This is a genomic window from Bradyrhizobium sp. CCBAU 65884 (assembly GCF_028128835.1).
Lineage (GTDB): Bacteria > Pseudomonadota > Alphaproteobacteria > Rhizobiales > Xanthobacteraceae > Bradyrhizobium > Bradyrhizobium ottawaense.
Window position 1 is genome coordinate 51,046 of record NZ_LBJU01000121.1, and the last position, 22,579, is coordinate 73,624.

General features: G+C 65.2%; 23 protein-coding genes. 7 read left to right on the forward strand and 16 right to left on the reverse strand.

All coding sequences use genetic code 11. From position 1 onward, the window contains the following. Positions 1-1,611, reverse strand: coding sequence for a phytoene desaturase family protein (locus tag XI03_RS22175; RefSeq protein ID WP_271593344.1), 1,611 nt, complete (start codon positions 1,609-1,611; stop codon positions 1-3). Between the two features lie 227 nt (positions 1,612-1,838). Between XI03_RS22175 and XI03_RS22180 the strand changes: the two genes are divergently transcribed. Further along, positions 1,839-4,118: a spermidine synthase gene (locus tag XI03_RS22180; RefSeq protein WP_271593345.1), complete on the forward strand. Its 2,280-nt coding sequence runs from the start codon at positions 1,839-1,841 to the stop codon at positions 4,116-4,118. A 171-nt stretch (positions 4,119-4,289) separates the two neighbouring features. Here the strand turns inward: XI03_RS22180 and XI03_RS22185 are convergent, their stop codons facing one another. Both XI03_RS22185 and XI03_RS22190 read right to left on the reverse strand, forming a co-directional pair. Next, complete coding sequence (locus tag XI03_RS22185) at positions 4,290-5,273, reverse strand: glycerophosphodiester phosphodiesterase (protein ID WP_271593346.1); 984 nt, start codon at positions 5,271-5,273, stop codon at positions 4,290-4,292. Between the two features lie 67 nt (positions 5,274-5,340). Beyond that, the gene (locus tag XI03_RS22190; RefSeq protein ID WP_028145513.1) at positions 5,341-6,135 is read right to left on the reverse strand and encodes a L,D-transpeptidase; all 795 of its coding nucleotides are present in this window, start codon (positions 6,133-6,135) and stop codon (positions 5,341-5,343) included. A gap of 304 nt (positions 6,136-6,439) precedes the next feature. Between XI03_RS22190 and XI03_RS22195 the strand changes: the two genes are divergently transcribed. After that, positions 6,440-6,766, forward strand: coding sequence for a hypothetical protein (locus tag XI03_RS22195; RefSeq protein ID WP_028145512.1), 327 nt, complete (start codon positions 6,440-6,442; stop codon positions 6,764-6,766). Positions 6,767-6,773: 7 nt separating this feature from the next. Here XI03_RS22195 and XI03_RS22200 read toward each other — a convergent pair whose 3' ends face one another. Together XI03_RS22200 and XI03_RS22205 are read right to left on the reverse strand one after the other, a co-directional pair. Continuing rightward, the gene (locus tag XI03_RS22200) at positions 6,774-7,535 is read right to left on the reverse strand and encodes an ABC transporter permease (RefSeq protein WP_028145511.1); all 762 of its coding nucleotides are present in this window, start codon (positions 7,533-7,535) and stop codon (positions 6,774-6,776) included. Continuing rightward, positions 7,532-8,455 carry an ABC transporter ATP-binding protein gene (locus XI03_RS22205; protein WP_028145510.1) on the reverse strand — a complete coding sequence of 308 codons (924 nt, stop codon included), beginning with the start codon at positions 8,453-8,455 and terminating at the stop codon, positions 7,532-7,534. Before XI03_RS22205 ends, XI03_RS22200 begins: the two co-directional genes overlap by 4 nt. Positions 8,456-8,745: 290 nt before the next feature. On the opposite strand from XI03_RS22205, the gene XI03_RS22210 reads away from it, so the two are divergent. Further along, entirely contained in the window at positions 8,746-9,513 is a 768-nt protein-coding gene (locus XI03_RS22210; RefSeq protein WP_271593347.1) for a hypothetical protein, read from the forward strand. On the opposite strand, the gene XI03_RS22215 is transcribed toward XI03_RS22210, so the two are convergent. Together XI03_RS22215 and XI03_RS22220 are read right to left on the reverse strand one after the other, a co-directional pair. Next, positions 9,510-10,688 carry a cytochrome P450 gene (locus XI03_RS22215; protein ID WP_271593348.1) on the reverse strand — a complete coding sequence of 393 codons (1,179 nt, stop codon included), beginning with the start codon at positions 10,686-10,688 and terminating at the stop codon, positions 9,510-9,512. The two genes, XI03_RS22210 and XI03_RS22215, sit on opposite strands and share 4 nt — an antisense overlap. A gap of 14 nt (positions 10,689-10,702) precedes the next feature. Next, a complete protein-coding gene (locus tag XI03_RS22220) occupies positions 10,703-11,911 on the reverse strand; it encodes an ABC transporter substrate-binding protein (protein WP_028145507.1) in 1,209 nt (402 codons plus the stop codon). A gap of 100 nt (positions 11,912-12,011) precedes the next feature. Here XI03_RS22220 and XI03_RS22225 point away from each other — a divergent pair, with 100 nt between their 5' ends. Together XI03_RS22225 and XI03_RS22230 are read left to right on the forward strand one after the other, a co-directional pair. After that, entirely contained in the window at positions 12,012-12,503 is a 492-nt protein-coding gene (locus XI03_RS22225; protein ID WP_028145506.1) for a MarR family winged helix-turn-helix transcriptional regulator, read from the forward strand. A 177-nt stretch (positions 12,504-12,680) separates the two neighbouring features. Beyond that, a complete protein-coding gene (locus tag XI03_RS22230) occupies positions 12,681-13,619 on the forward strand; it encodes a LysM peptidoglycan-binding domain-containing protein (RefSeq protein ID WP_271593349.1) in 939 nt (312 codons plus the stop codon). Positions 13,620-13,673: 54 nt separating this feature from the next. Here XI03_RS22230 and XI03_RS22235 read toward each other — a convergent pair whose 3' ends face one another. Beyond that, positions 13,674-14,741 (reverse strand): tartrate dehydrogenase, encoded by a 1,068-nt coding sequence (locus XI03_RS22235; protein ID WP_271593350.1) that lies wholly within the window; start codon positions 14,739-14,741, stop codon positions 13,674-13,676. A 146-nt stretch (positions 14,742-14,887) separates the two neighbouring features. Here XI03_RS22235 and XI03_RS22240 point away from each other — a divergent pair, with 146 nt between their 5' ends. Together XI03_RS22240 and XI03_RS22245 are read left to right on the forward strand one after the other, a co-directional pair. Continuing rightward, the gene (locus tag XI03_RS22240; protein WP_271593351.1) at positions 14,888-15,805 is read left to right on the forward strand and encodes a LysR family transcriptional regulator; all 918 of its coding nucleotides are present in this window, start codon (positions 14,888-14,890) and stop codon (positions 15,803-15,805) included. A gap of 37 nt (positions 15,806-15,842) precedes the next feature. Beyond that, positions 15,843-16,667, forward strand: coding sequence for an aspartate dehydrogenase (locus tag XI03_RS22245; RefSeq protein ID WP_038947654.1), 825 nt, complete (start codon positions 15,843-15,845; stop codon positions 16,665-16,667). A 4-nt stretch (positions 16,668-16,671) separates the two neighbouring features. Here XI03_RS22245 and XI03_RS22250 read toward each other — a convergent pair whose 3' ends face one another. The 8 genes from XI03_RS22250 to XI03_RS22285 form a co-directional block, all read right to left on the reverse strand. Continuing rightward, the gene (locus XI03_RS22250) at positions 16,672-17,976 is read right to left on the reverse strand and encodes a PQQ-dependent sugar dehydrogenase (RefSeq protein WP_271593352.1); all 1,305 of its coding nucleotides are present in this window, start codon (positions 17,974-17,976) and stop codon (positions 16,672-16,674) included. Between the two features lie 143 nt (positions 17,977-18,119). Further along, on the reverse strand, positions 18,120-18,329 hold the full coding sequence (locus tag XI03_RS22255; RefSeq protein ID WP_038947653.1) for a hypothetical protein: 210 nt from the start codon (positions 18,327-18,329) through the stop codon (positions 18,120-18,122). Between the two features lie 250 nt (positions 18,330-18,579). Beyond that, a complete protein-coding gene (locus XI03_RS22260; RefSeq protein WP_028145499.1) occupies positions 18,580-19,206 on the reverse strand; it encodes a methyltransferase family protein in 627 nt (208 codons plus the stop codon). Positions 19,207-19,233: 27 nt separating this feature from the next. Further along, positions 19,234-20,265, reverse strand: a complete 1,032-nt coding sequence (locus tag XI03_RS22265) for an NAD-dependent epimerase/dehydratase family protein (RefSeq protein ID WP_271593353.1) — start codon at positions 20,263-20,265, stop codon at positions 19,234-19,236. A 28-nt stretch (positions 20,266-20,293) separates the two neighbouring features. After that, positions 20,294-20,812, reverse strand: a complete 519-nt coding sequence (locus XI03_RS22270) for an Mpo1 family 2-hydroxy fatty acid dioxygenase (RefSeq protein WP_333936162.1) — start codon at positions 20,810-20,812, stop codon at positions 20,294-20,296. A gap of 172 nt (positions 20,813-20,984) precedes the next feature. Beyond that, positions 20,985-21,662, reverse strand: a complete 678-nt coding sequence (locus XI03_RS22275) for an OmpA family protein (RefSeq protein WP_271593355.1) — start codon at positions 21,660-21,662, stop codon at positions 20,985-20,987. Then, the gene (locus tag XI03_RS22280) at positions 21,662-22,075 is read right to left on the reverse strand and encodes a hypothetical protein (RefSeq protein WP_038947649.1); all 414 of its coding nucleotides are present in this window, start codon (positions 22,073-22,075) and stop codon (positions 21,662-21,664) included. The genes XI03_RS22275 and XI03_RS22280 overlap by 1 nt, the downstream gene beginning before the upstream one ends. Positions 22,076-22,163: 88 nt before the next feature. After that, complete coding sequence (locus tag XI03_RS22285) at positions 22,164-22,454, reverse strand: type II toxin-antitoxin system HicB family antitoxin (RefSeq protein WP_271593356.1); 291 nt, start codon at positions 22,452-22,454, stop codon at positions 22,164-22,166. Positions 22,455-22,579: the final 125 nt, after the last annotated feature.

The following is a 22,579-nucleotide window of genomic DNA, read 5'->3' on the forward strand; positions in this document are numbered from 1 at the left end:
CTATCCACGGCTTCCGAACAGCGACCGGTGATCTCTCAAGATCGCCTGCGCGGCGTTATGGCCGGGAGCACCGGTGACGCCGCCGCCGGGGTGGGCGCCGGAGCCGCAATGATAGAGGCCCTTCAACGGCCCGCGATAATCGGCATGGCCAAGCATCGGCCGCGCCGAGAACAACTGGTTCAAGGTCAGCGCGCCATGGAAGATATCGCCGCCGAGGAGGCCGAACTGCCGTTCGAGATCGAGCGGGGACAGGATCTGGCGGCCCAGCACGCTCGCCGCAAAACCAGGCGCGTATTTGTCCACCGTCGCGATCATGAGATCGGCGACCTCGTCGCGATGGTCGTCCCACGACTTTCCATCGGGAAGCTCCGGTGCGACGTGCTGGCAGAACAGGCTGGCGACGTGCTTTCCAGCTGGGGCCAGCGTGTCGTCGAGGGTCGAGGGGATCAGCATCTCGACGACTGGTTCCCGGCTCCAGCCCTGCGCCCGCGCATCGAGCCAGGCGCGGTCCATGTAGCCGAGGCTTGGCGCCAGGATGATGCCGGAGCTGAGATGATCGCCCTCGCCGGGCAGCGCCGTGAAGGAGGGCAGGCGGTCCAGCGCAACGTTCATGCGGAAGGTGCCGGAGCCATTCTTCCAGTGCCGGATGCGGCCGAGGAAGTCCGCAGGAAGCGCGTCGGCCGCGACCAGCCGCGTGTAGAGCAGCTTTGGATTGACATTGGCTGCGACATATTTGGCGCGGATGGCCGTGCCGTTTTCCAGCACGACGCCGACGGCGCGGTCGCGCTCGACGATGATCTCACGGACGCCGGCATCCGTTTCGATCACGACGCCGCGGCCCTGTGCCGCGCGCGCCATCGCCTGCGTGATCGCGCCCATGCCGCCGATGGCGTGACCCCAGACCCCCTTCTTGCCGTTCACCTCGCCGAAGGCGTGATGCAGCATCACATAGGCTGAGCCGGCGGCGTAGGGGCTGGCATAGTTGCCGACGATGGCGTCGAAGCCGAACAGGGCCTTGACCAAATCATGCTCGAAGCGCTCGTCCAGCATCTCGCCGGCCGAGCGGGTGAAGAGATCGAGCAGGCTGCGGCTCTGTTCGAGCGTGAGACCGCGCAGGATGTTGGCCGTCTTCCAGGCGTTGACGCCTTCGCGAACGGCTGCCGCGCCAAAGCCGTCGACGAGGTTCGGCGGCGCGCGGAGCACGAACTGCCGCAGCACGTCGGCGATGTCCTCCAGCTCGCGCGAAAATCCGTCGAGCGCGTCTGCGTCATGCGCGCTCAGCCGCGCGACTGATGCCTTTGTCCGCCCTTCGCCGGTGAGGAGATAGCTGGCATCCGGCGAGGGCAGAAAGTTCTGGGCGCGCCGTTCGACGATCCGGAGGCCCTGCTCGGCGAGCTTGAGGTCGCGGATCACTTGCGGATTGAGCAGGCTCACAGTGTAGGCCGCGACCGAATTGCGGAATCCGGGGTGAAACTCCTCCGTGACCGCGGCGCCGCCGACCACCTTGCGGCGCTCGACCACGCGCACGCGCAGGCCTGCGCTCGCGAGATAGGCCGCGCAGGTGAGGCCGTTATGCCCCGCGCCGATGATGAGGACGTCGGTTTCGCTCATGATTCCCTGGTGTCTTTCCGGGGCGCGCGAAGCGCGAACTATGGTGCGGGCTCCGCACCGGAGAATATCGAGGTTCCGGGTTCGATGCTTCGCATCGCCCCGGAACGACATCTCTATATCAAGCATTCCTCGCTGCAACATCACGAGCGCCTTTATTGCCCGTTCAGGCGCCTTGTGCTCCATTGCGCGCGTCCGGCGCCCGCCGGGGAATGTAGGCTGGAGCTTCCATGGATTCGATCGTGCAACCTGCCGCCACGGAGCAGCCGTCGTCCTCGCGCAACCGGTTGCTGCTGACGGTCTACACCGCTGCGATCTTTGTCAGCGCGCTGCTGCTATTCTCGGTGCAGCCGCTGTTCACGAAGATGGTGCTGCCGCGGCTCGGCGGCTCGCCGGCGGTGTGGTCGGTGGCGATGGTGTTCTTCCAGTCGCTGCTGCTGGCGGGCTACGCCTATGCGCATCTGTTGATGCAGGCGAGGAGCCGCGTCGTGCCGGTGGCCGTGCATCTGGTGTTGCTGGTGCTGGCCTTCGCCACGCTGCCGCTCGGAATAGCCTCCGCCTATGGCGAGCCGCCCGCTTCGGGCTATGCGTTCTGGCTGCTCGGCCTGTTCGTGGTTTCGATCGGCCTGCCGTTCTTTGCGCTCGCCGCCAACAATCCGCTGCTGCAGGCCTGGTTCGTCCGCACCGGCCATCCCGCTGGGCACGATCCCTACTTCCTCTACGCTTCCTCCAACATCGGCAGCTTCCTCGCGCTGTTGTCCTATCCGTTCCTGCTCGAGCCGATGTTCACGCTGCATGCGCAGAACCGGTTCTGGACCGGTGGTTATGGCCTGCTGATCTTCCTGATCGCCGCCTGTGGCGTGCTGTTGTTGCGCTCGCCGAAGCTCGCAATGGCCGATGCGCGGACCGAGGAGATCAATGCGCCAGCGCCTGATATCGTGACGCGGCTGCGCTGGATCTTCCTCGCCGCGGTGCCTTCGGGTCTGCTCATCGCCGTCACCGCGCACATCTCGACCGACGTCGCGGCGGCGCCGCTGCTGTGGGTGCTGCCACTGTCGCTGTACCTGCTCACCTGGGTCGTGGTGTTCCAGTCGCGACCGCTGCTGCCGCACAAATGGATGCTGATGCTGCAGCCGGTCGCGATCGCGGGCGTCATCGTCCTGCTCGCCTTCGGCGGCGAGCAGAATTTGCTGCTGACACTCGGTGGCCACCAACTCTGCTTCTTCGTCATTGCCATGGCCTGCCACGGCGAGCTGGCGCGGACCCGGCCGGCGGCCAGATATCTCACCGGCTTCTATGTAGCATTGTCGTTCGGCGGTATGGTCGGCGGTCTCTTTGCTGGCCTCGTTGCTCCCTTCACCTTCTCGTGGATCGCCGAATACCCGATCCTGATCGCGCTCGCCGCGCTGTGCCGGCCGTCCGCGAACGAGCGTCTCGCCGGCATCGTCAAATGGTACTGGCTGGTGCTCGCCGCGCTCGCGGTGGCGCTGGTCGCGCCGTCCTATACCACCGGCAGCGCCTCGACCTGGCTGGAGGATCACCGCGTCTGGGTCGCCGGCGCCGTCGGCGTGCTCGCCGCGCTGCTGGCACTGGCGCTCAATGCCGGCCGCTGGAAGATCTTCGCCACCGTCGCGCTCGCGCTGGCGTTGATCCGTGTCTATCCGGCGGACGAGGGCCGGGTCACGACGGTGCGCAGCTTCTTCGGCGTGCACAAGATCGTGGTGACGCCCGGCGGCTATTTCCACGTGCTGATGCACGGCACCACCATCCACGGCGCCGAGCGCTTCCGCAACAATGACGGCACGCCGGTCACCGGCCGGCCCGAGCCGATCACCTACTATCACAAGGACGGCGGCATCGGTCAGGCCGTCAGCGCGATCCGCGAGCGCAAGGGCGCGCCGCTCAAGGTCGCCGCGATCGGCGTCGGATCGGGCACGCTCGCCTGCGCCGCCGAACCTGGCGAGGACTGGAAATTTTTCGAGATCGACCAGTCGATGGTGGATGCCGCGCGTGACCCCAAAAATTTCCGCTACATCTCGAGTTGTCTGCCGGACATGAAGCCGGTGATCGGCGATGCGCGCCTCACCTTCGCAAAGGAGCCCGACGGAGCCTACGACCTCATCATCGTCGATGCCTATTCGTCGGATGCGATCCCGATTCATCTCGCCACCGAAGAGGCGATGAAGATCTACAAGGACAAGCTCGCGCCGAACGGGGCTGTGGTGATGCACGTCTCCAACCGGCATCTCGATCTCGAGACCGTCGTGGTCGGCATCGCGGACGCCAACGATCTCAAGAGCTGGGTCTTCAACGAGGATTCCGGGCGTGATGGCGACTACATCTTCTCGACCGACGTCGTCATCTCCGCGCGCGAGGAGGCCGACATCGGTCGGCTCGCGTCCTCCAAGGTCTGGGAGCAGACCGAAGCCGACGACAGGGTACGGGTCTGGACCGACGACTATTCCAACATCCTGGGCGCCCTGTACCGGCGTTTGAAGAATGGAGAGTAGGGCGGCACCCGTCTCCATCCCCCGGACGCAGCGCAGCGCTTCCCTGGCGATGCGAAGCATCGTCCAGTTTAGCGGTGCGCTGCAGAGCCGGGGCTGATGGCGCGGCGCTCTGGGTCCCGGCTCTGCGGAGCAGCATTGCATGCTGACCGCGTCCGGACACGAGGCCGACGGTTACGGCGCGACCGGCGTCCCCGCCGGCAGCACAATGCCCTTCTCGCCGGCAACCTCGCGCAGCAGATCGGGCCTGTCGGAAATGATCCCGTCGACGCCGAGCTCCATCATCCGCGCCATGTCTTCGCGCTTGTTGACCGTCCACACCACGACGCGTAATCCGAGCTCGTGGGCTTCCGCGACCAGCGCGGAGGTCACATCGCCGAAATAGGGCGACCAGACTGCGCCGCCCGCCGCCTTGATCGTCCGTGGCAGCGAGCTGACGTGATCGGCCGGGCTGAAGCCTGCCGTCCAGTTGGTGGCTTTGTCCAGCACGACTGTCTGGCCTGTGCCGCGCTGGAGCGTCAGGTACACCGTCGGTATCTTCGGCGCCTGCTGCTGGACGAGCTGCAGGGTCCTCCAGTCGAAGGATTGGATCATGACCCTATCGGAAAACGTTTCGGCGTCGATCAATCCCAGCAGCTTCGCGACAAAGGCCTGCGGATCGAGCGTTTCGTCCGGATGGTTCGGATCGATCTTGGTCTCGATGTTAAGGCGCACACGCGAGTTGCCGGATTTCCGCACCAGCGCGAACAGCTCGCTCAGGGTGGGAATGCGTGTCCCCGGCACGGCGCGCTGGTCGGGGAATTGTTTCGCATAGGCACTGTCCGGTCGGATCTGGCCGACGTCATAGGTCCTGACCTCGTCCAGCCGCAGTTTTACGAAGGGCGTGCCGGGCGGAGCAATGTAAGTCCTGCCAGCACTGCGCGCGAGATCCGGATTGAGCCCGCGCTCATGCGAGACGACGACTTCGCCGTCAGCGGTCACGCCGACGTCGAGCTCCAGCGTATCCACGCCCATCGAGAGCGCGTTGGCGAAGGCCGGCAGGGTGTTTTCCGGCAACAGCGCTCGCCCGCCGCGATGCGCCTCGATATCAAAGGCCATGACCCGCCCCGTTATCAGAACTGAGAGCACAGTCAGAATGGTCGTGGCACGTGACGGCATGGTGCCTCGAATAGCTATCCTGTTGTTCGCGCTGACGACTGACGACGGTGACGGAGCTGCGGCCGCGTCAGTTCTGGTAGTAATAGCCGCGCGGCTGGTAAACCTGCCGCGGCTGCGGTTGATAGTAATAGCCCTGCTGGCCGGAGCCTTGGTCGTAATAGGGACGCGGCTGCTGCTGGTAAACCTGCGCATCATAGAGCGGGCGTGTGCCGCGCGGTGCCGGATACCGTGCGCCAGTGTCGCTGCCGTCGGCCGGATAGATGTAATTGTCGTCCTGCGGCATGTAGCGGCGGGCGGGCTGCGCCGGCGGCGTCAGATTCACGGGATCGCCCGTGGTCGCGTACTGCTCTTCGGCTGGCTGCTGCGGCGCGCGGGCGACTGCATTGTTAGTGCGGCCGCGCGGATTGCGCGCCAGCGCCACCTGCGCCGAGCCGGTCAGCGTCACCGTGGTGTTGAGCACGCCCTGCTGCTGCACCAGCGCATAGAGTGTCGAGGCATTCTGGCGCGACAGCCGCACGCAGCCGTGGGACGCCGGCGAGCCGAGACGGCCGACCGAGTCGGTGCCATGGATGGCGTGGCCGACCTTGGTGAAGAAGATCGCGTGCGGCATCGGCGCGTCGTCGAATTCCTTGGAGTAGTGATCCTCTTCCATCCGGAAGGTGCGGAACGCGCCGTTAGGCGTTTCGCGCGAGGGGATGCCGGTCGACACCGGCCAGTGGTAGCGCGCGACGCCGTCGACCGCGACGGTCATCTGCTGATTGTCCTTGTCGACGGTGATCTCGACCTTGGCCTGCGCGCTGCCTGCGCTCAAAAGCATCAGTGAGGTGAAAGCGATAAAAAATGAACGCATCTGGAAACGCATTTGAATCCTGGCCTCCGGCCTGTTCACGCTAGGCGCCGCGGCTCTCCGTCCCCGACGTGCAATATGCCTGCAATCCGGCTTTCGTTCCAGCGGCCTGCCCGCCCATCGTTAACGCGGCGCCGGGCGTAAGCAAGGCCGCTTTGTGCCGCGCCGCGCGCGGTGGCGCTGACATTTTCGCGAGCGGCGCGCCATTCATAACGCCGACAATTCGTCACAAAGGCGCAACCATTTGGCCGCCCGGTGCGTTGACGATCACCTGCCTCGACAGGCGGCGCTCGCCGCCATTCACCGTTTGGGATCGAAGATGAACAAAGCCCGCATCGCCGCCGCGCCGTCGCCGGCCGGTTTAGCCTTCCGCCTGGTGTTCGCAGCCGCCGCCATCCTGCTCGCGCTCTTGTCGCTACCGCAGGCCGGCCACGCCCAGGGCATCGTCCGCGGCGCCCAGGAAGGCTCTTACGAGGGCAACCGGATTGCCGGCCCCGTGGGCGGTGCGGTCGGAGGCGTCGTCGGTGCCGGTGTCGGCGGCGCCGTTGGTGCGGTCGAGGGTGTGCTCGGCATTCCTCATCGTCACTACCGTCACCGCTGCCACGGCTATTACGACGGCTATCACCGCTTCCATTGCTATCGGTGAGGTCGCGTCAATTCTTCAGCCGATACCCCGTCCGAAAAATCCACCAGATCACGACGAGACAGATCACCAGGAACGCCGTCGTCATGCCGACGCTGACGGACATGCTGACGTCCGCGATCTCGTAAAAGCTCCAGCGGAAGCCGGAGATCAGATAGACGACCGGGTTGAGCATCGCCACCGTGCGCCAGGTGGGCGGCAGCATGTCGATGGAATAGAAGCTGCCGCCGAGGAAGGTCAACGGCGTCACCACCAGCATCGGGATCATCTGCAGCTTCTCGAAGCCGTCGGCCCAGATGCCGATGATGAAGCCGAACAGGCTGAACGTCACTGCCGTCAGCACCAGGAAGGCCAGCATCCAGATCGGATGGTGGATATGCAGCGGCACGAATAATCCGGCGGTCGCCAGGATGATCAGGCCCAAGATGATCGACTTGGTCGCGGCGGCGCCGACATAGCCGAGCACGATCTCGAAATAGGAGATCGGTGCCGACAGGATCTCGTAGATCGTGCCGGTGAATTTCGGGAAGTAGATGCCGAACGAGGCGTTGGCGATGCTCTGGGTCAGCACCGAAAGCATGATCAGGCCCGGCACGATGAAGGTGCCGTAGCTGACGCCCTCGACCTGGCTGATGCGAGAGCCGATCGCGGCGCCGAACACCACGAAATAGAGCGAAGTGGAGACCACAGGCGAGACGATGCTTTGCAGCAGCGTGCGCCAGGTGCGCGCCATTTCGAACAGATAGATGGCGCGGATGGCGCGGTGGTTCATGACGTCCTCACGAGATCGACGAAGATGTCCTCGAGCGACGATTGCGTCGTGTCGAGATCGTTGAAGCGGATGCCGGCGGTGCGGAGATCGCCGAGCAGGCTGGTGATGCCGGTGCGCTCGCCCTTGGTGTCGTAATCGTAGACCAGCGTCGCGCCGGCATCGCAGAGCTCCAACTCGTAATGCCCAAGGCTCTCCGGCAGCGCGTCGAGCTTGCCCTGCAGGTGCAGCGTCAGCCGCTTCTTGCCGAGCTTCTGCATCAACGTCGCCTTGTCCTCGATCAGCACGATCTCGCCCTTGTTGATGACGCCGATGCGGTCGGCCATTTCCTCGGCTTCCTCGATGTAATGCGTGGTGAGGATGATGGTGACGCCGGACTGCTGGAGGGTGCGCACCACTTCCCACATGCCCTTGCGCAGCTCGACGTCGACGCCGGCAGTGGGCTCGTCCAGGAACAGGATCTGCGGCTCGTGCGATAGCGCTTTGGCGATCATCACGCGACGCTTCATGCCGCCGGAGAGCGTGATGATCTTGTTGTCCTTCTTGTCCCACAGCGAGAGGTCCTTCAGCACCTTCTCGATATGATCAGGATTCTTGGGCTTGCCGAACAGGCCGCGGGAGAAGCTCACGGTCGCCCACACGCTCTCGAAGGCGTCGGTGTGCAATTCCTGGGGCACGAGGCCGATCAGCGAGCGCGCCTTGCGGTATGAGGTCTGGATGTTCTCGCCGCCGACCAGAACCTTGCCTTCACTGGGGTTGGCGATGCCGCAGATGATCGAGATCAGCGTGGTCTTGCCGGCACCGTTCGGGCCGAGCAGCGCAAAAATCTCGCCCCGCTTGATGTCGAGATTGATGTTCTTGAGCGCCTTGAAGCCGGACCCATAGGTCTTCGACAGGTTGGCGACGGAGATGATGGAGGACATGGATGGCCGTCAGGCTGAGGGGGCAAAGGCTGGGGAGGGAGGCTGGAACCTGCCGGGAAGGGCGGGTCAGCGGAGCCCTGAGATAAGAACGCCTTTGCCGGGCCGCAATTGGCGAGAGAAAAATGGTCTCAAAACAGGCCCTTCGGTGGCAGGTTTCGGGCAGGTGTTGCGCGATGGTCACGGGCTGTGGCTAAGATTGCCATTCACGCGGCTCTTTGTTGCGTCTGCGAGCAGGCCATGGCTACGATTCCGACCAATCGCAAAGCGTATTGTCCCCAGGGAAAAGATCGATGAGACCGAACGGCCGTCACACCGCCGGCGTCAGCCAATTGTCCGCCCTCCGTGTATGGGCGATGGGCCTGCTCCTGCTGTCAGCTGTTGCCATCAGCCCGACCACGGCCCGGGCGGCCCCGAGCCAAGCCCAGGTCGCGACCACGCATGTCTATCTGCTCCGCGGCGTGCTCAACATCTTCTCGCTCGGCCTCGACACGATCGGCGCCCGTCTCCAGGCGCAGGGCATCCCGGTGACGGTCGCCAACTTCGTCTCCTGGTCCTCGCTCGCCGATGAAGCCGCGACCGCCTACAAGGCCGGCCGGCTCAAGACCATCGTCCTGGTCGGCCATTCCTCCGGCGCGACCGCGCTGCCCGACATGATCGCGAAACTCAACCGGCTGGGCGTGCCCGTGAAGCTCGCGATCGGCCTCGATTCCGTGTTCAAGACCAAGCTCTCGACCGGCGCGGAGCGTTACATCAACATCTATATCGGCGACGGCCCCGGTGAGCCGGTCAAGCGTGCCGACGGTTTCCGCGGCAAGCTCGACAATGTCGACGTGCGCGGCACCGGCGTCGGCCATATCTCGATCGACAAGAACGAGGCGATCCAGCGCCGCGTCATCGCCGAGATCGACGCCGCCATCATGCGCTCGCGCGCGCCGGCGGCGGTCCCGGTCGCCGAACCCGGCGCACCGCGGCAGGCGCGCTCGGCGGGGGGGGGGGGGGGGGGGGGGGGGGGGGGGAAGGAACTGAGCCGTCGCATCCTCCCGCGTGATGCCGCCTAAGCGGGCGTCACGCGGACCGGCATGCTCTCCAGCCCGCGCAGGGAATTGTTGAGCCTGCGTTTCGGCTCCGCCGTGAGCTCGATGGTCTTCACGCGCCTCGCAAGCTCGCTGAAGATCAATTCGCCTTCCAGACGCGCGATCATCTGACCGACGCAGGCGTGGATGCCTGCGCCGAAGCCGACATGGCCGGTCGCGGTCCGTTCGACCTCGAAGCGATCGGCTCCGTCCCATCGGGCCGGATCGCGGTTGGCGGAGGCCATGAACAGCAGCACCTTGCGGTGTGCCGGGATCACGCCGCCGCCGATCTCGACGTCGCGCGAGGTGGTTCGAAAGAACGTCTGCACCGGTGAATCGTAGCGCAGGCCTTCCTCGAAAGCGTTGCGCGCCAACTCCGGCCTGTGGTGGAGCTTGCGGTATTCATCCGGATGGGTGGCGAGCGCGAGCAGGGTGTTGCCGATGCCGTTGACGGTGGTGTCGATCCCCGCCGTGAGGAACGGCCGCACCAGATGCGTCGCCTCGTGCTCGGTAATCTCGCCGTCGTCGGCCGCCTGGTAGATCATCATGCCGAGGCTGTCGGGCCGCAACGCATCTCGTGCGCAGCAGTCCATGATCCAGCTCTGGGCGGCGAGGCCTTCCTTGCGTGAAGCTGCTAGCATCTCGTTCTCGGGGCCAAAGCTGTCGAACACGAATGTGCTCCAGGCCAGCAGCTTCTCGCGGCCGTCCGCCCGGATGCCGATCGCATCCGGAAACACCTTCATCGGATAGGCTTCGGCAAGATCGGTGACGGCATCGAACGTGCCTTTGTCGATCAGCTCCGAGACCTTCTTCTCCGCCTCCTGCTGAAACGTCTCGCGCAGCTTCCTCGCAACGCCCGGAGACAGCGTGCGGCCGAGGACCCGCCGACCCTTGTCGTGATCGGGCGGATCGATCTGGAGCGTCAGCGGCTTTGGCAGCGCAGGGTTCATCCCGTTGAGCCCGACGCCCTCGCCACTGATGAACGTCTTCCAGTCCTTCAAGGCCGGCTCGACCTCGCCATAGCCCGCCATCGCCCACACGCCGTAACGTTCCAGCGCGAATACGGGCCCGAGCGCGCGTAGCGCCGCATAGGCAGGATAGGGGTTCAACAGGAAGTCAGGCGCAAACGGGTCGACCTGACTGGAGGCGATGCCGCTCATGGTCAGCTCCGCGTCTATGGTTTGCTGAGCGGGCACTGGCCATCGCTCTCCGAGCGGAACGCGTCCTCGCCCTTGATGGTGGCGACGACCTTCAGCAGATCCCACGCCGAGGTCGATTCCTCGGGCGACTTGACCTGCAACAGGTAGAGCGGGTGGATCTTGCGTCCGTCCTTGCGGATATAGCCCTTGCCGAACAGAACATCGTCGGTCGGCATCTCCTTCATCGCGGCGACGACGGCCTTGCCATCCTTGGCGCCTCCGACCTTGTCGACCGCTTTGAGATAGTGAATGACCGAGGCATAGACGCCGGCCTGCATGTCGTTCGGATAGGCCTTCGAGGGAATCCGTTCGGCGAAGCGTTTTGCGAAGGCCCGCGTGCCGTCGTTCAGATCCCAGTAGAACGGGTTCATGATCTGCGCGCCTTGCGCAAACTTCAGGCCCAGTGCGGGAAGCCCGTTCATGCCGAGGATCAATCCGACCAGCTTGTGGTCCTTGGTCAGTCCGAACTCGGCGGCCTGCTTCATCGACGTGATGGTGTCGTCACCGGCATTGGCGAAGCCGACGACGTTCGCGCCCGACGCCTGGGCCTGTAGCAGGAAAGAGGCGTAATCGGCCGTTCCCAAGGGATGCCGTACGCTGCCGAGCACCTCGCCACCGGCCGCTTTCACGGCCTCCGCAGCCTGCTTTTCCAGATCATGACCGAAGGCGTAGTCGGCGGTGATGAAGAACCATTTCTTGCCGCCCTGCTGGACGATCGCCTTGCCGAGACCGCGGCCGTAAGAATAGGTGTCGTAGGTCCAGTGCACGGTGTTCGGCGTGCATTTCTCGCCGGTCAGCAGCACTGTTCCGGCGCCCGATCCGACGAAGACCTTGTTCTTCTCGGCGCTCATGCCGGCCACCGCAAGCGCGATCGACGAGTTCGGGAGGTCGAAGATTGCATCGACGCTGTCGTTCTCGTACCAGCGCCGCGCGATGCCGATCCCGATGTCGGTCTTGTTCTGGTGGTCGGCCGCGACGACCTCGACCGGCTTGCCGGCGGCCTTTCCGCCAAAATCCTCGACGGCCATTTTGGCGGCAACGACCGAGCCGATGCCCTGGTAGCTCGCGAACGGGCCCGACTGGTCGTTCAGGATGCCGATCTTCACGACGTCCTGGGCCAACGCCGGCGCCGTGGCGAGCGTTGCGGCCAAAATGCACAATTTGTGCAGGAATTTGCTGTTCATTGTGTCCCTCCCATAGGCGGTCTTGGTGCCGCTGAATAATAGTTATATTTTATAGCTATTTTTGAGAGTGTCAATTCGGCCGTCCCTGGGATTGAGAATCATGAGCCCGAAGCCTCTAAGCGGAGCCAAATCCGCTCCGCAAAAGTCCGCTCAGCAGACGGAGAAATCGCTGGACCTGCGCGCGCTCCAGCGCACCCCCGGCTTCATGCTGCGCCTGGCGCAGCTGAAATTCTTCGAGGGCTTCTACGAGGAGTTCGCCGCCTTGGGCCTGACGCCCGCGACCTATGCGATCTTCGCCGTCATTCGCGACAATCCCGGCGTGCCGCCGAGCAGCCTCGCCGGCCTGCTGCGGCTGCGGCTGCCGAACCTGATCAAGATCCTGAACGAGCTGGAATCATCCGGCTTCATCAAGCGCAACCGCTCGAAGTCCGATCGCCGCGCCGTCGAGCTCATGCTGACGCCGAAGGGCGCAAAGCTCATTGCGGAGGGTGCAAGGCTGACGGAGCCCTATAATCGGAAGATGCTGGCGCCGCTCAGCGAGGCCGAGCAGCGCACGCTGCTCGAATTGTTGAACCGGATGCTGCCATTTTAGCCGTTCGCGCGCGAGGACTGGGGCCAATCGTCGCAAAGTCCGGTCGCGCCGCCAGGCGTGCGGTGAGAGTTCGCACTCGGAGGAGATAGCCGGTTCCGTGCCCCAAATTCCACCCAATCGGCCGTCACTAAGCCGGCGGGGGAGGTGATCGCCTCCCGTCGTGGGACTGCTGGATTGATGATTGATTTGAGGCGACTAGTCGCGCTGGCAGCCGTTGCGCTGCTCGCCCTGAGCCCCGGCATGGCCGCCGCCTCACCTGCCAAGTCCAAGGCCACCGCGGCCGCACCCGCCGCGCCGCCGCCTCCGCCGTTCGAGCCGTTGCCGCCGCCGAACGTCTATCTGTTCCGCGGCGCCATGGGCCCGATCTTCTCGACCGGCATGGACCGGCTCGGCGAGAAGCTGACACAGGCCGGCTTTTCCGCCGATGTCTACGAATTCACCCTCTGCCGGTTCATCGGCAACCGCGTCATCGCCAGCTACAAGGAGAAGGCGGCGCCGATCGTGCTGATCGGGCACTCCATGGGAGGGCTGTGCTCGATCGTCATCTCCGAGATGGCGGCCAAGGAGAGCATCCCGATCAGCCTCGTCATCGCCATCGATCCCGCGCATGCGACCGGCGACGTGCCGCTCAATGTCGAGCGCTTCATCAACATCTTCCTGTCCGATAGCGTGCTCGGCGGCGGCGACGTCGTCGCGGTCCCCGGCTTTCGCGGTCATTATGCGAGCTACGATCTGAAGGAAAACAGCCGCGTCTCGCACATCAACATCGAGAAATCCGACGACATCCATCGCCAGATCGTCGAGATGGTGACCCAGCTGCCGCGCATTCCGCCGCAGACCCAGGCCGGTGCCGTGCCGCTGCGTTATCTGGTGCCTGCGGATACGCTGGTCGAATTGTGGGATAGTGGCGTGCGGGTGCCGGTGCGGCGCGGCGACACCATGGAGAGCATCGCCGCCGCCAATCGCGTGCCGCTGTGGACTCTCGCGCAGAGCAACTCGCTTGCAGAGAACGCGCAGCTCACGCCCGGACAGACCATCATCGTGCCGCGCCATCTGGCACCGCCCGAGCCGGCCGCCGCGATGGCGACGCCGGCTCCTCCGGCGGGGCGGAGGTAGTTAATTCACACCCGTCATGCCCGGGACAAGCCCGGCCATGACGTCGAGGGGCGATCACACATTCGAGCCGTTGATCGCGTCGATCACGGCATCGGTCACTTCCTTTGTCGTCGCCTTGCCGCCGACATCCGGCGTCAGCACGCCCGCTGCGCAGACGCGCTCGACCGCCGCCATCAGCCTTGAAGCGGCGTCCTTCTCGCCGAGATGCTCGAGCATCTGCGCGCCGGTCCAGAAGGTCGCGACCGGATTGGCGATGCCCTTGCCGGTGATGTCGAAGGCCGAGCCGTGAATCGGCTCGAACATCGAGGGGAAGCGGCGCTGCGGATCGATGTTGCCGGTGGGCGCCACGCCGAGGCTGCCGGCCAGCGCGCCGGCGAGGTCAGACAGGATGTCGGCATGGAGATTGGTCGCGACGATGGTGTCGAGGCTTTTCGGATGCAGCGTCATGCGCACCGTCATGGCATCGACCAGCATCTTGTCCCAGGTCACGTCGGGGAATTCGGTCGCGACCTCGGCCGCGATCTCGTCCCACATCACCATGCCGTGGCGCTGCGCGTTCGACTTGGTCACGACGGTCAGGAATTTGCGCGGGCGCGACTGTGCGAGCTGGAACGCATAGCGCATGATGCGGGTGACGCCGACGCGGGTGAAGATCGCGACCTCGGTGCCGACCTCTTCCGGCAGGCCCTTGTGGGCGCGGCCGCCCATGCCGGCATATTCGCCTTCCGAGTTCTCGCGCACGATCACCCAGTCGAGATCGCCGACATTGCGCAGCGGCGAGGCGACGCCGGGCAAGATCTTGGTCGGCCGCACATTGGCATATTGGTCAAAGCCCTGGCAGATCGGCAGGCGCAGGCCCCACAGCGTGATGTGGTCTGGCACATCAGGTGCGCCGACCGCACCGAAATAGATCGCGTCGAACTTCTTCAACTCGGTGAGGCCGTCGGCCGGCATCATCACGCCGTGCTTCTTGTAATAGTCCGAACCCCAGTCGAACGTCCTGACGCTGAAGGCGAGGTCGCCGCTGCGTTTTGCCAGCGCCTCCAGCACGCGGATCCCGGCCGAGATCACCTCGGGGCCGATGCCGTCGGCGGGAATGGCTGCGATCGAATGAGTGCGCATGAGAATGCTCCGTGTGAGAGATCGCGCCGGCATATCTGGCTGTCTGCGTCGCCAGCGAATCTAGACGGGAGTGCAGGGCGGACTCAATTGGCGCTGGTTTATACAAAAAAATGATATAATCCTCGCGAGACGAGAGGATTGGCGGGATGGAATTGCATCAGCTCCGGTGCTTCGTGGCGGCGGCCGAGCAGCTGCATTTCGGCCGCGCGGCGCAGCAGCTCCAGATGCTGCCTTCCGCGCTGGGCCGCCAGATCAGGCTGCTGGAGGAGGATCTGGGCACGCGGCTGTTCGCGCGGACGACGCGTGCAGTGTCGCTCACCGAGGACGGCGCGACGCTGCTGCGCGATGCCCGCGTCATCCTCGCCAAGGTCGAGGCGGTCGAGAGCAATCTGCGCAACCGCTCCCGGGCGGGGACTGCGCGGCGGCTCCGGATCGGCGCCATCGACAGCGCAGCCGCCGGGTTGCTGCCGCCGCTCTTGCGCGACTTCCGCGCCAAGCATCCCGACATCGCGGTGCAGCTGCTCGAGGACAAGACCGTCCGGCTGCTGCCGAAGATCCTGACCGGCGCGCTCGATCTCGCCTTCGTTCGCCGGCCCGATCGTGCGGACAAGCGGCTCGAATTCCGCGATCTGCTCCAGGAGACCGCGATCGTGGCGTTCCCGCAGCGGCACGCGCTGACCGCGCGCAAGTCGATCACGCTGGCCGACATCGCCGACGAGGCGATGCTCGTGCCGGACCGCCGCTCGCGGCCGCACAGCCATGACCTCACGATCAAGCTGTTCGAGCAGGCAGGCCTGACGCCGCGCATCGTGCAGGTCGCCGACGAGAAACAGACCATCATCAACCTGGTGGCCACGAAGCTCGGAGTTGCGATCGTGCCGCGCTGGACGGCGCGCATGGCAGTCACGGGCGTGCGCTTCGTGCCGCTGCGGCCAAGGCAGAGCGGGCCGGTCGGCCGGCTGCCGCTCGCCGCCGCGTGGCTGTGCGGCTCGCGCGATCCGGCCCGCGATGCCATGCTGGCGGTGCTCGAGGCGCGCCTGCGCAGCTATGCGCGGGAGGCGTGAGGGGCTATGACGGAAGCTCGGACCAGAGGTGAGTGCGATGACTGAACAGAGAGCTTCGAGCGCGTTGCGGGTCGCCATTGCCGGGCTGGGCTCGATCGGCACGAAGATCGCGACCGCGCTCGATCAGGGCATTGAGGGACTGGCGCTGTCGGCCGCGGCTGTGCGCGATCCCGCCAAGCATCAGGCCTTCATCGGCGGTCTGCGTCATCCGCCAAAGATCCTGCCGATCGATCAGCTCGGCGAGGTCGCCGACATCGTGGTCGAGTGCGCACCGAGCAGCCAGTTGCGCGCGATCGTCGAGCCCGCCGTGAAGCGCGGCAAGGCGGTGGTCGTCGTGAGCGTCGGTGGCCTGCTCGACAATTTCGATCTCGTCGATCTCGCCCGCGCCAATGGCGGCCGCATCATCGTGCCGACCGGCGCGTTGATCGGGCTCGACGCCGTCAACGCCGCCGCAATCGGCACCATTCATTCCGTGAAGATGGTGACGCGCAAGCCGATCGACGGGCTGAAGGGCGCGCCCTTCATCGTGCAGAACAAGATCGACATCGACAATCTACGCGAGCCGCTCAAGCTGTTCGAGGGCAGCGCGCGCGAAGCGGCGAAGGGCTTTCCGGCGAACGTCAATGTCGCCGTTGCGCTGTCGCTGGCGGGAATAGGGCCCGATCGTACCGAGATCCAGGTTTGGGCCGACCCGACCGTGACGCGCAACGTTCACCGCATCGAGGTCGAGGCGGATTCGGCGCGGTTCTCGATGGGCATCGAGAACATCCCATCCGAAAATCCAAAGACCGGCCTGATCACCGCGCTGTCGGTGATCGCGCTGCTGAAGAAGCAGCGCGCCACGCTGTGTGTGGGGACGTAATCCTTTACGCGCCCGTGACGCGCCAGATCACGTTGCCGACGTCGTCCGCCATCAGCAGTGATTTCTTGTCGGGGCCGATCACGACACCGACCGGGCGGCCGTAGGATTCCTTCTCGTCCGGGGACAGGAAGCCCGACAGGATGTCGCGGCCGGGGCCGGACGGCTTGCCGTTCTCGAACGGGATGAACACCAGCTTGTAGCCGGACAGTGTGCTGCGATTCCACGAGCCGTGCTGGCCGATGACCATGCCGTCGGGGAAGCCCGGCAGCGTGCCTGCGGGCATCCAGCACAGGCCGAGCGAGGCGGTGTGGCCGCCGAGCGCGTAGTCCGGTTGAAGCGCCTTGGCGACCATCGCAGGATCCTGCGGCACGCGGTCGTCCACCGTCTTGCCCCAATAGCAATAGGGCCAGCCGTAGAAGCCGCCGTCGCGCACCGACGTCAAATAATCCGGCGGCGTCTCGTCGCCGAGCCCGTCGCGCTCGTTGACGACGGTCCAGAGCACACCCGTATTCGGCTCCCACGCAAGCCCGACCGGGTTACGCAGGCCCGCGCCGAAAATGCGGTGCGTGCCGGCAACGAGGTCGAGCTCGTAGACCGCGGCGCGGCCTTCCTCGACCTCCATGCCCATCTCGGCGATGTTGCTGAGCGAGCCGACGCCGGCATAGAGCTTCTTGCCGTCGGGGCTTGCCAGCAGGCTGCGGGTCCAGTGTCCGCTTGGCTTGAACGTCGTGAGCCGCTTGCCCGGCGCGGTGATGCGGTCGGCACCCCCGACATAGGGAAACGCCATCACGCCGTCGGTATTGCCGACATAGAAGGTGTCGCCGACCAGCGCCATGCCGAACGGCTGGCTGAGATTTTCCATGAAGGCGCCGCGTTGCTCGGCGACGCCGTCGCCGTCCTTGTCACGCAGCAGCGTGATGCGGTCGGCGGACACGCCGAGCGCCGCGGCGCGCCGCATCGTTGCCTGCATCGCGTAATGAAACACGCTGCGCGGTGCGCCCGCGATCTGCGTCGCCTCCGCAATCAGCACGTCGCCATTGGGCAGCACCTCGATCCAGCGCGGATGGTCGAGCCCGGTCGCGAACGCGTTGACCTTGAGCCCGGGCGCGACCGTCGGCTTCTGGCCCTCGCTCCAGCCGCGCGCGGTCGGCATCTTCAAGGTCGGGATCGCGCCTTGCGGCTTGGCCTCGGGAATGGCGGGCTTCTCTCCCCAGGCCGGCGCAGGCACGGTGCCCGACAGCTTCCGCCATTGCAGTGCGACGCCGCCGAGGAGCGCAACGAACTGCGCAAAGATGCTGGAGAAGGTCATGAGAGGGCCCCTGTTTGCGCGCGCATCCAACTGGCTGACGGGGCAGACGTCAACCTGTGCGGGGCGCCGGCCGGGCCTATTCCCGCGGAATGGCAGCCGATCGATTTTGCATGGGACGAACGCTGGCGGGGCTTGCCCGGAGATCAGCGAGGGATCTGCCGCTCCAGTCGCCGTGCCGCACGAAAATCGTCGAGGTGATGGATGTTCGGCACCAGCGCGGCCTCCTTGGACAGCAGATGATAGACCCGCGCCACCGTGCGCTGCTTCTGCTTCGGTCGCCCGCGCGGCAGCGCCCGCGCCTTGCGGACAGCGGCGATCGCATGCTCGCGAAAATAATCGTAGGCGTCCGACATGGCTCGATGCTCGCGCAGGTGGCAGCTGTCGAGGGATAACGGGCTTGGGGAGGGGCGGTTCCTTGGTGCGTCCAAAAGCACGCGCTTGGTGCCCCGGACGCAGCCCAGCGCGTCTTCGCGGTGCGATGCAGAGCCGGGGCCCATCTCACCGCCATGTAGTACGTCGCTATCTGGGTCCCGGCTCTGCGCAGCAACGCCAAGGGCGTTGCTGCGCGTCCGGGACACGAGAGTGAGGCGAGCTGCTAAGCCCTCACCGCGGCGACAGGAACGGAATGATCATCGGCACGCGCCGGCAATAGGCGCCGTAGGCGTCTTCGCCAAGCTCCTTGGAGAGGAACACCTCTTCCATCCGGCCCTTCTGCCACATGCCGAGCGAGATCAGGATCGCGCCGAGGATCGCGGTGACGGTGCCGACTGCGATGCCGGTGGCGAGCATGCCCGCGATCAGGCCGGTGTAGATCGGATGGCGCACGATGCCGTACGGCCCGGTGTCGACGACGCGGTGGTCTTCTTTGTGGGTGATGGTGTTCGACCAGAACTTTCCGAGATGCAGCCGTCCCCACCAGGTGAAGGAGATGCCGGCAAGCACGATCAGCGCCGTGATGTAGACGGCGGTATTGCTGAACACCCAGAGCGGCTTCTCACCGAGCACTTCCGCGGTCCACGGCGTGAACAGGATGCCGCCGACCAGGATCGGGATGCGATAGCGGCCCGACTCCAGCGTCAGCACCTGCTTCTGGGTGCGGCCCTGCCAGAAGGAGGCGCCGACCCAGCTGGCGAGCCAGGCGAGCCAGATCAGGGCGAGCAGTTGCGTCGGCCAGGTCGTGGTCCAGCCACCCCAGGCGACAGAGAGAAGCTTGCTGAAATCGAAGGACATGAAGGTTCTTTGCGTTGGGCGGCGGCTTCAGCTCGCGCGCGAGGAGAGCGCGTGATGCTTGATGGCGCCGGAGGGCTGCTGGCCGTTGCGGGCGAGCAGATGGGTGATGGTTTCGCGCAGCACGGGCTCGATCGGACGCGGCGCGTAACCGAGCTCTGTGCGCGCCTTGCCGATCGAGAGGTCGCTCGCCGCGAGCGCAATGCGCACGCCCTCGGCGGTGCCGTTGGGCGGCCGGCGCGTGACACGATCGGCGAGGTATTCGAGCATGATGCCCGAGAGCTCGGCGATCTTGCCGGGCACGACGACCGGGAACTGCCGGCGGCCGCTCATCGCCGACATCATCCGCAGGATGTTGCCGAGCGGGACGCAGTCGCCGCCGAGGATGTAGCGCTGGCCGATGCGGCCGCGCTCCATGGTCAGCACGAGGCCCATGGCCACGTCGCGGACGTCGACGAGGTTGACCAGGAAGTTGAGATGCGGCTGCACCTTCTTCTGCAGGAAGTACCACAGCATCGCCGTCGGCGGCGTCAGATTGTGGTCGGCCGCGCCGATCGGCATGGTCGGCGTGCCGATCACGAGCGGAAAGCCGCTGGCCGCCGCTTTCGCGGCATGATGCTCGGCGAGCGACTTCGACCGCGTATAGGCGCCCGGCATCGCGTCGGCCGGCTGTAGCGACTCTTCGGCGGCTGCGCCTTTGAGGTCGGAATAGGGGAACAGGATCGATTCCGTCGAGCAATGCAGGAAGCGCGACACGCCGCGCTTCATTGCGGCCGCGAGCACGATTTCGGTGCCGCGACAGTTGACCTCGTGAAAGTCCTGCTTGTTGGCGACCCACATGCCGGGCAGGCCGGCGAGGTGATAGACCTGATCGACCCCGGCGATCGCAGTATCGACCGCTGCGCCGTCGAGCACCGAGCCGTGGACGAATTCAACGTCCGCGTTGGCCGCGGCCGGCGCGCGGACATCGAGAACGCGCACCCGCTGCCCACGGGCGCGGAGCGCTTCGACGAGGTGATGTCCGATGAAGCCACTGCCACCGGTAACCAGTACGAGAGCCATGCAGAAGGTTGCTGTTTCGCGTCTAGAGCTATCGGGTTGAAAGGGAATTGGCCGGAAGAGGCGCCAGAATCGCGGCAAGGTCGCGACGGAAGCCCAATGCAATGAATAATTTTGCCATCACGAACATCGGTCCAAGCAAAAGATGCGAAGGAAAAGTGAACAACGAGGCTTCGCGGCCCTCAAAAACCTTGTGACCGATGGCCTGCGCGGCGAGGCCGAGCGCCACCAGCGCGGCGAAAATCGCCCACATCGTCGCGGTGCTGACTTGCGCCGCAACGGTCGTCGCAACCGAAAACAGCACGATAGAGACCGCCAGAATGCCGATCCCGAGCGCCACATCGAGCAGCAGCCAATACATCAGGACCGGCAAGGCCAGGATCACCGCGAGGCTGACATCGAAACCGAACAGCGGAAGCCTGACCAGCGTCAGCGGCATCACGGCGCCGGTGAACAACAGGAGAATACCGACCACATGCATCGCCGTGTTCCGGGGGTCGCGATGGTACTCGACATAAACGGCAAGTTGGCGCTGAAAATAGCCACCCATTTCGGTCTCATGCAGCACGGGGTCGGGGAAGGGCGAACAGAGGCTATAGCACTGGACCGGGCGGTGCACAAACCGGCGCTTTTGTCGCGTGAAACCGCATTTGTGCGCCCCGAACAGGCTACAAAACGATCGGGACTTCAAAGGGTTCCGTCGGGTGCGAAGTTGCGTTTGCTCAGCGCTTCTTGGCGGGCTTTTTCGCCGCAGGCGCAGGCGCAGGCGCCGCAGCCGGATGCGCAGGCGCCTCCTCGGGCACCTTGGCATAGGTCAGGATTTGCAACTGGCCGTTGACGGCCGAGGTCGGCTTGGCCCGGTCGAGAAACTGCTCCTCGCCGAGCCCGATCGGATGCAGCCGCTTGGTCGAGATCTTGAACGTGTTCACCAGCACGTCGCGGATCGCGTCGGCGCGGCGCTGGCTCAGGATCGCGTTGGCCTCGCGCGTCTTCGAGTTGGATTCGACGTGGCCGACGATCAGGAACGTGTAGGCCAGCAGCGAGGAATGAACCAGCGCGTCCGCGATGCGGCCGACGGTCTGGTAGGAGGCCGGCTGGATGATCGGCGTGTCGGCATCGAACTGGATCTGCGCGTTGAAGGCGGGCAGCTTGGCGAGGTCAGGCGCGATCGGCGGCCGGTTCACCGGACCCGGATCGTTCTTGATCCTGGCCTTGGCGCGCTCCATCACCTGCTGCTTCAGCGCGGGAAGGTCGACCTCGGCGGCTTCTTCGAAATGGTTGAGCTTGCCGACGATGTCGTCGCGGGTCGGCGCCGCCGTCTGGGCACCGGCAGCGCCCGCGAGCAAAGCGAGGCCGAGCGCGACCGCAGTTCCGGCAATGAAAAGCCTGCTCGCGCGCATCAGCGGTACCCCGCGTCGTCGACGGCTTTCAGGCAGTTGTTGCTGATGCCCTTGGGCGTCGAAACCAGGCAGGGGATCGACTTGCTGGTCTCCTTGGTCGAGCCGCCGCAGACCTTGACGATCTCGCGCTGGCAGGCGTTCGCCACCGTGACGCGCGCGGCGACGCGCTTCTGGATGGCGTCGAACGCGCCGAGATAGTCGCTCGCGCATTGCTGGGACAGCACGTCGCGGTTGCGCGACAGGCACTCCTTCAGGCGGGTCGAATCCGGGTTGACGCCGCGGCAATTGGCGACGATTTCCGCACCGCAGCTCTTGGCGAGGAGCCCGATCGAATCGCCAAAGCTCATGGTCTCCGCCGCGCTAAGCGACGGCATCCCCAATGCCAGCAAGATCAGTGCGATGCCCCGGACCATGGCTGCATCTGATACGGGGAAGTTCGGGCTGGTCAAGGGCTGTTCGGACGAGAACTGTCGAAGGCCCGGCGAGTGCGGCGAACAGTCCTCACTCGTCGGCGTCTTCACGGGGCGGCCATTCGATCAGGGCGACCGTGTGTTTCCTGAGGTCGTCGGCGAACTCAGGCTCGGCCTTGAGCTCGTCCAATGTTCTGGGCGGAGGAAGCTGCCGGCCGTCCGCGATCAGCTCCTGCGCATAGAAGGCGAGTGCCTCGGGTGCACTCTCCAGGGCCTCCTCGACATCGTCGCCGCCGGAAATGCAGCCGGGCAGGTCGGGAAACCATAGGCTGACGCCGTCGTCCGGGTCGGCGTTCACGATGATCGCGATGTATTGGGGCATGGTTGATCAGGGCGATATTGCGATCTAGGATTGCATGGATACATCCAAGCATCACGCATTTTAAGAAGAACATTTTACGAGGCAGGGAGACCATAATGGCCAAGAAGGCGAAACGCGCCCTAAAG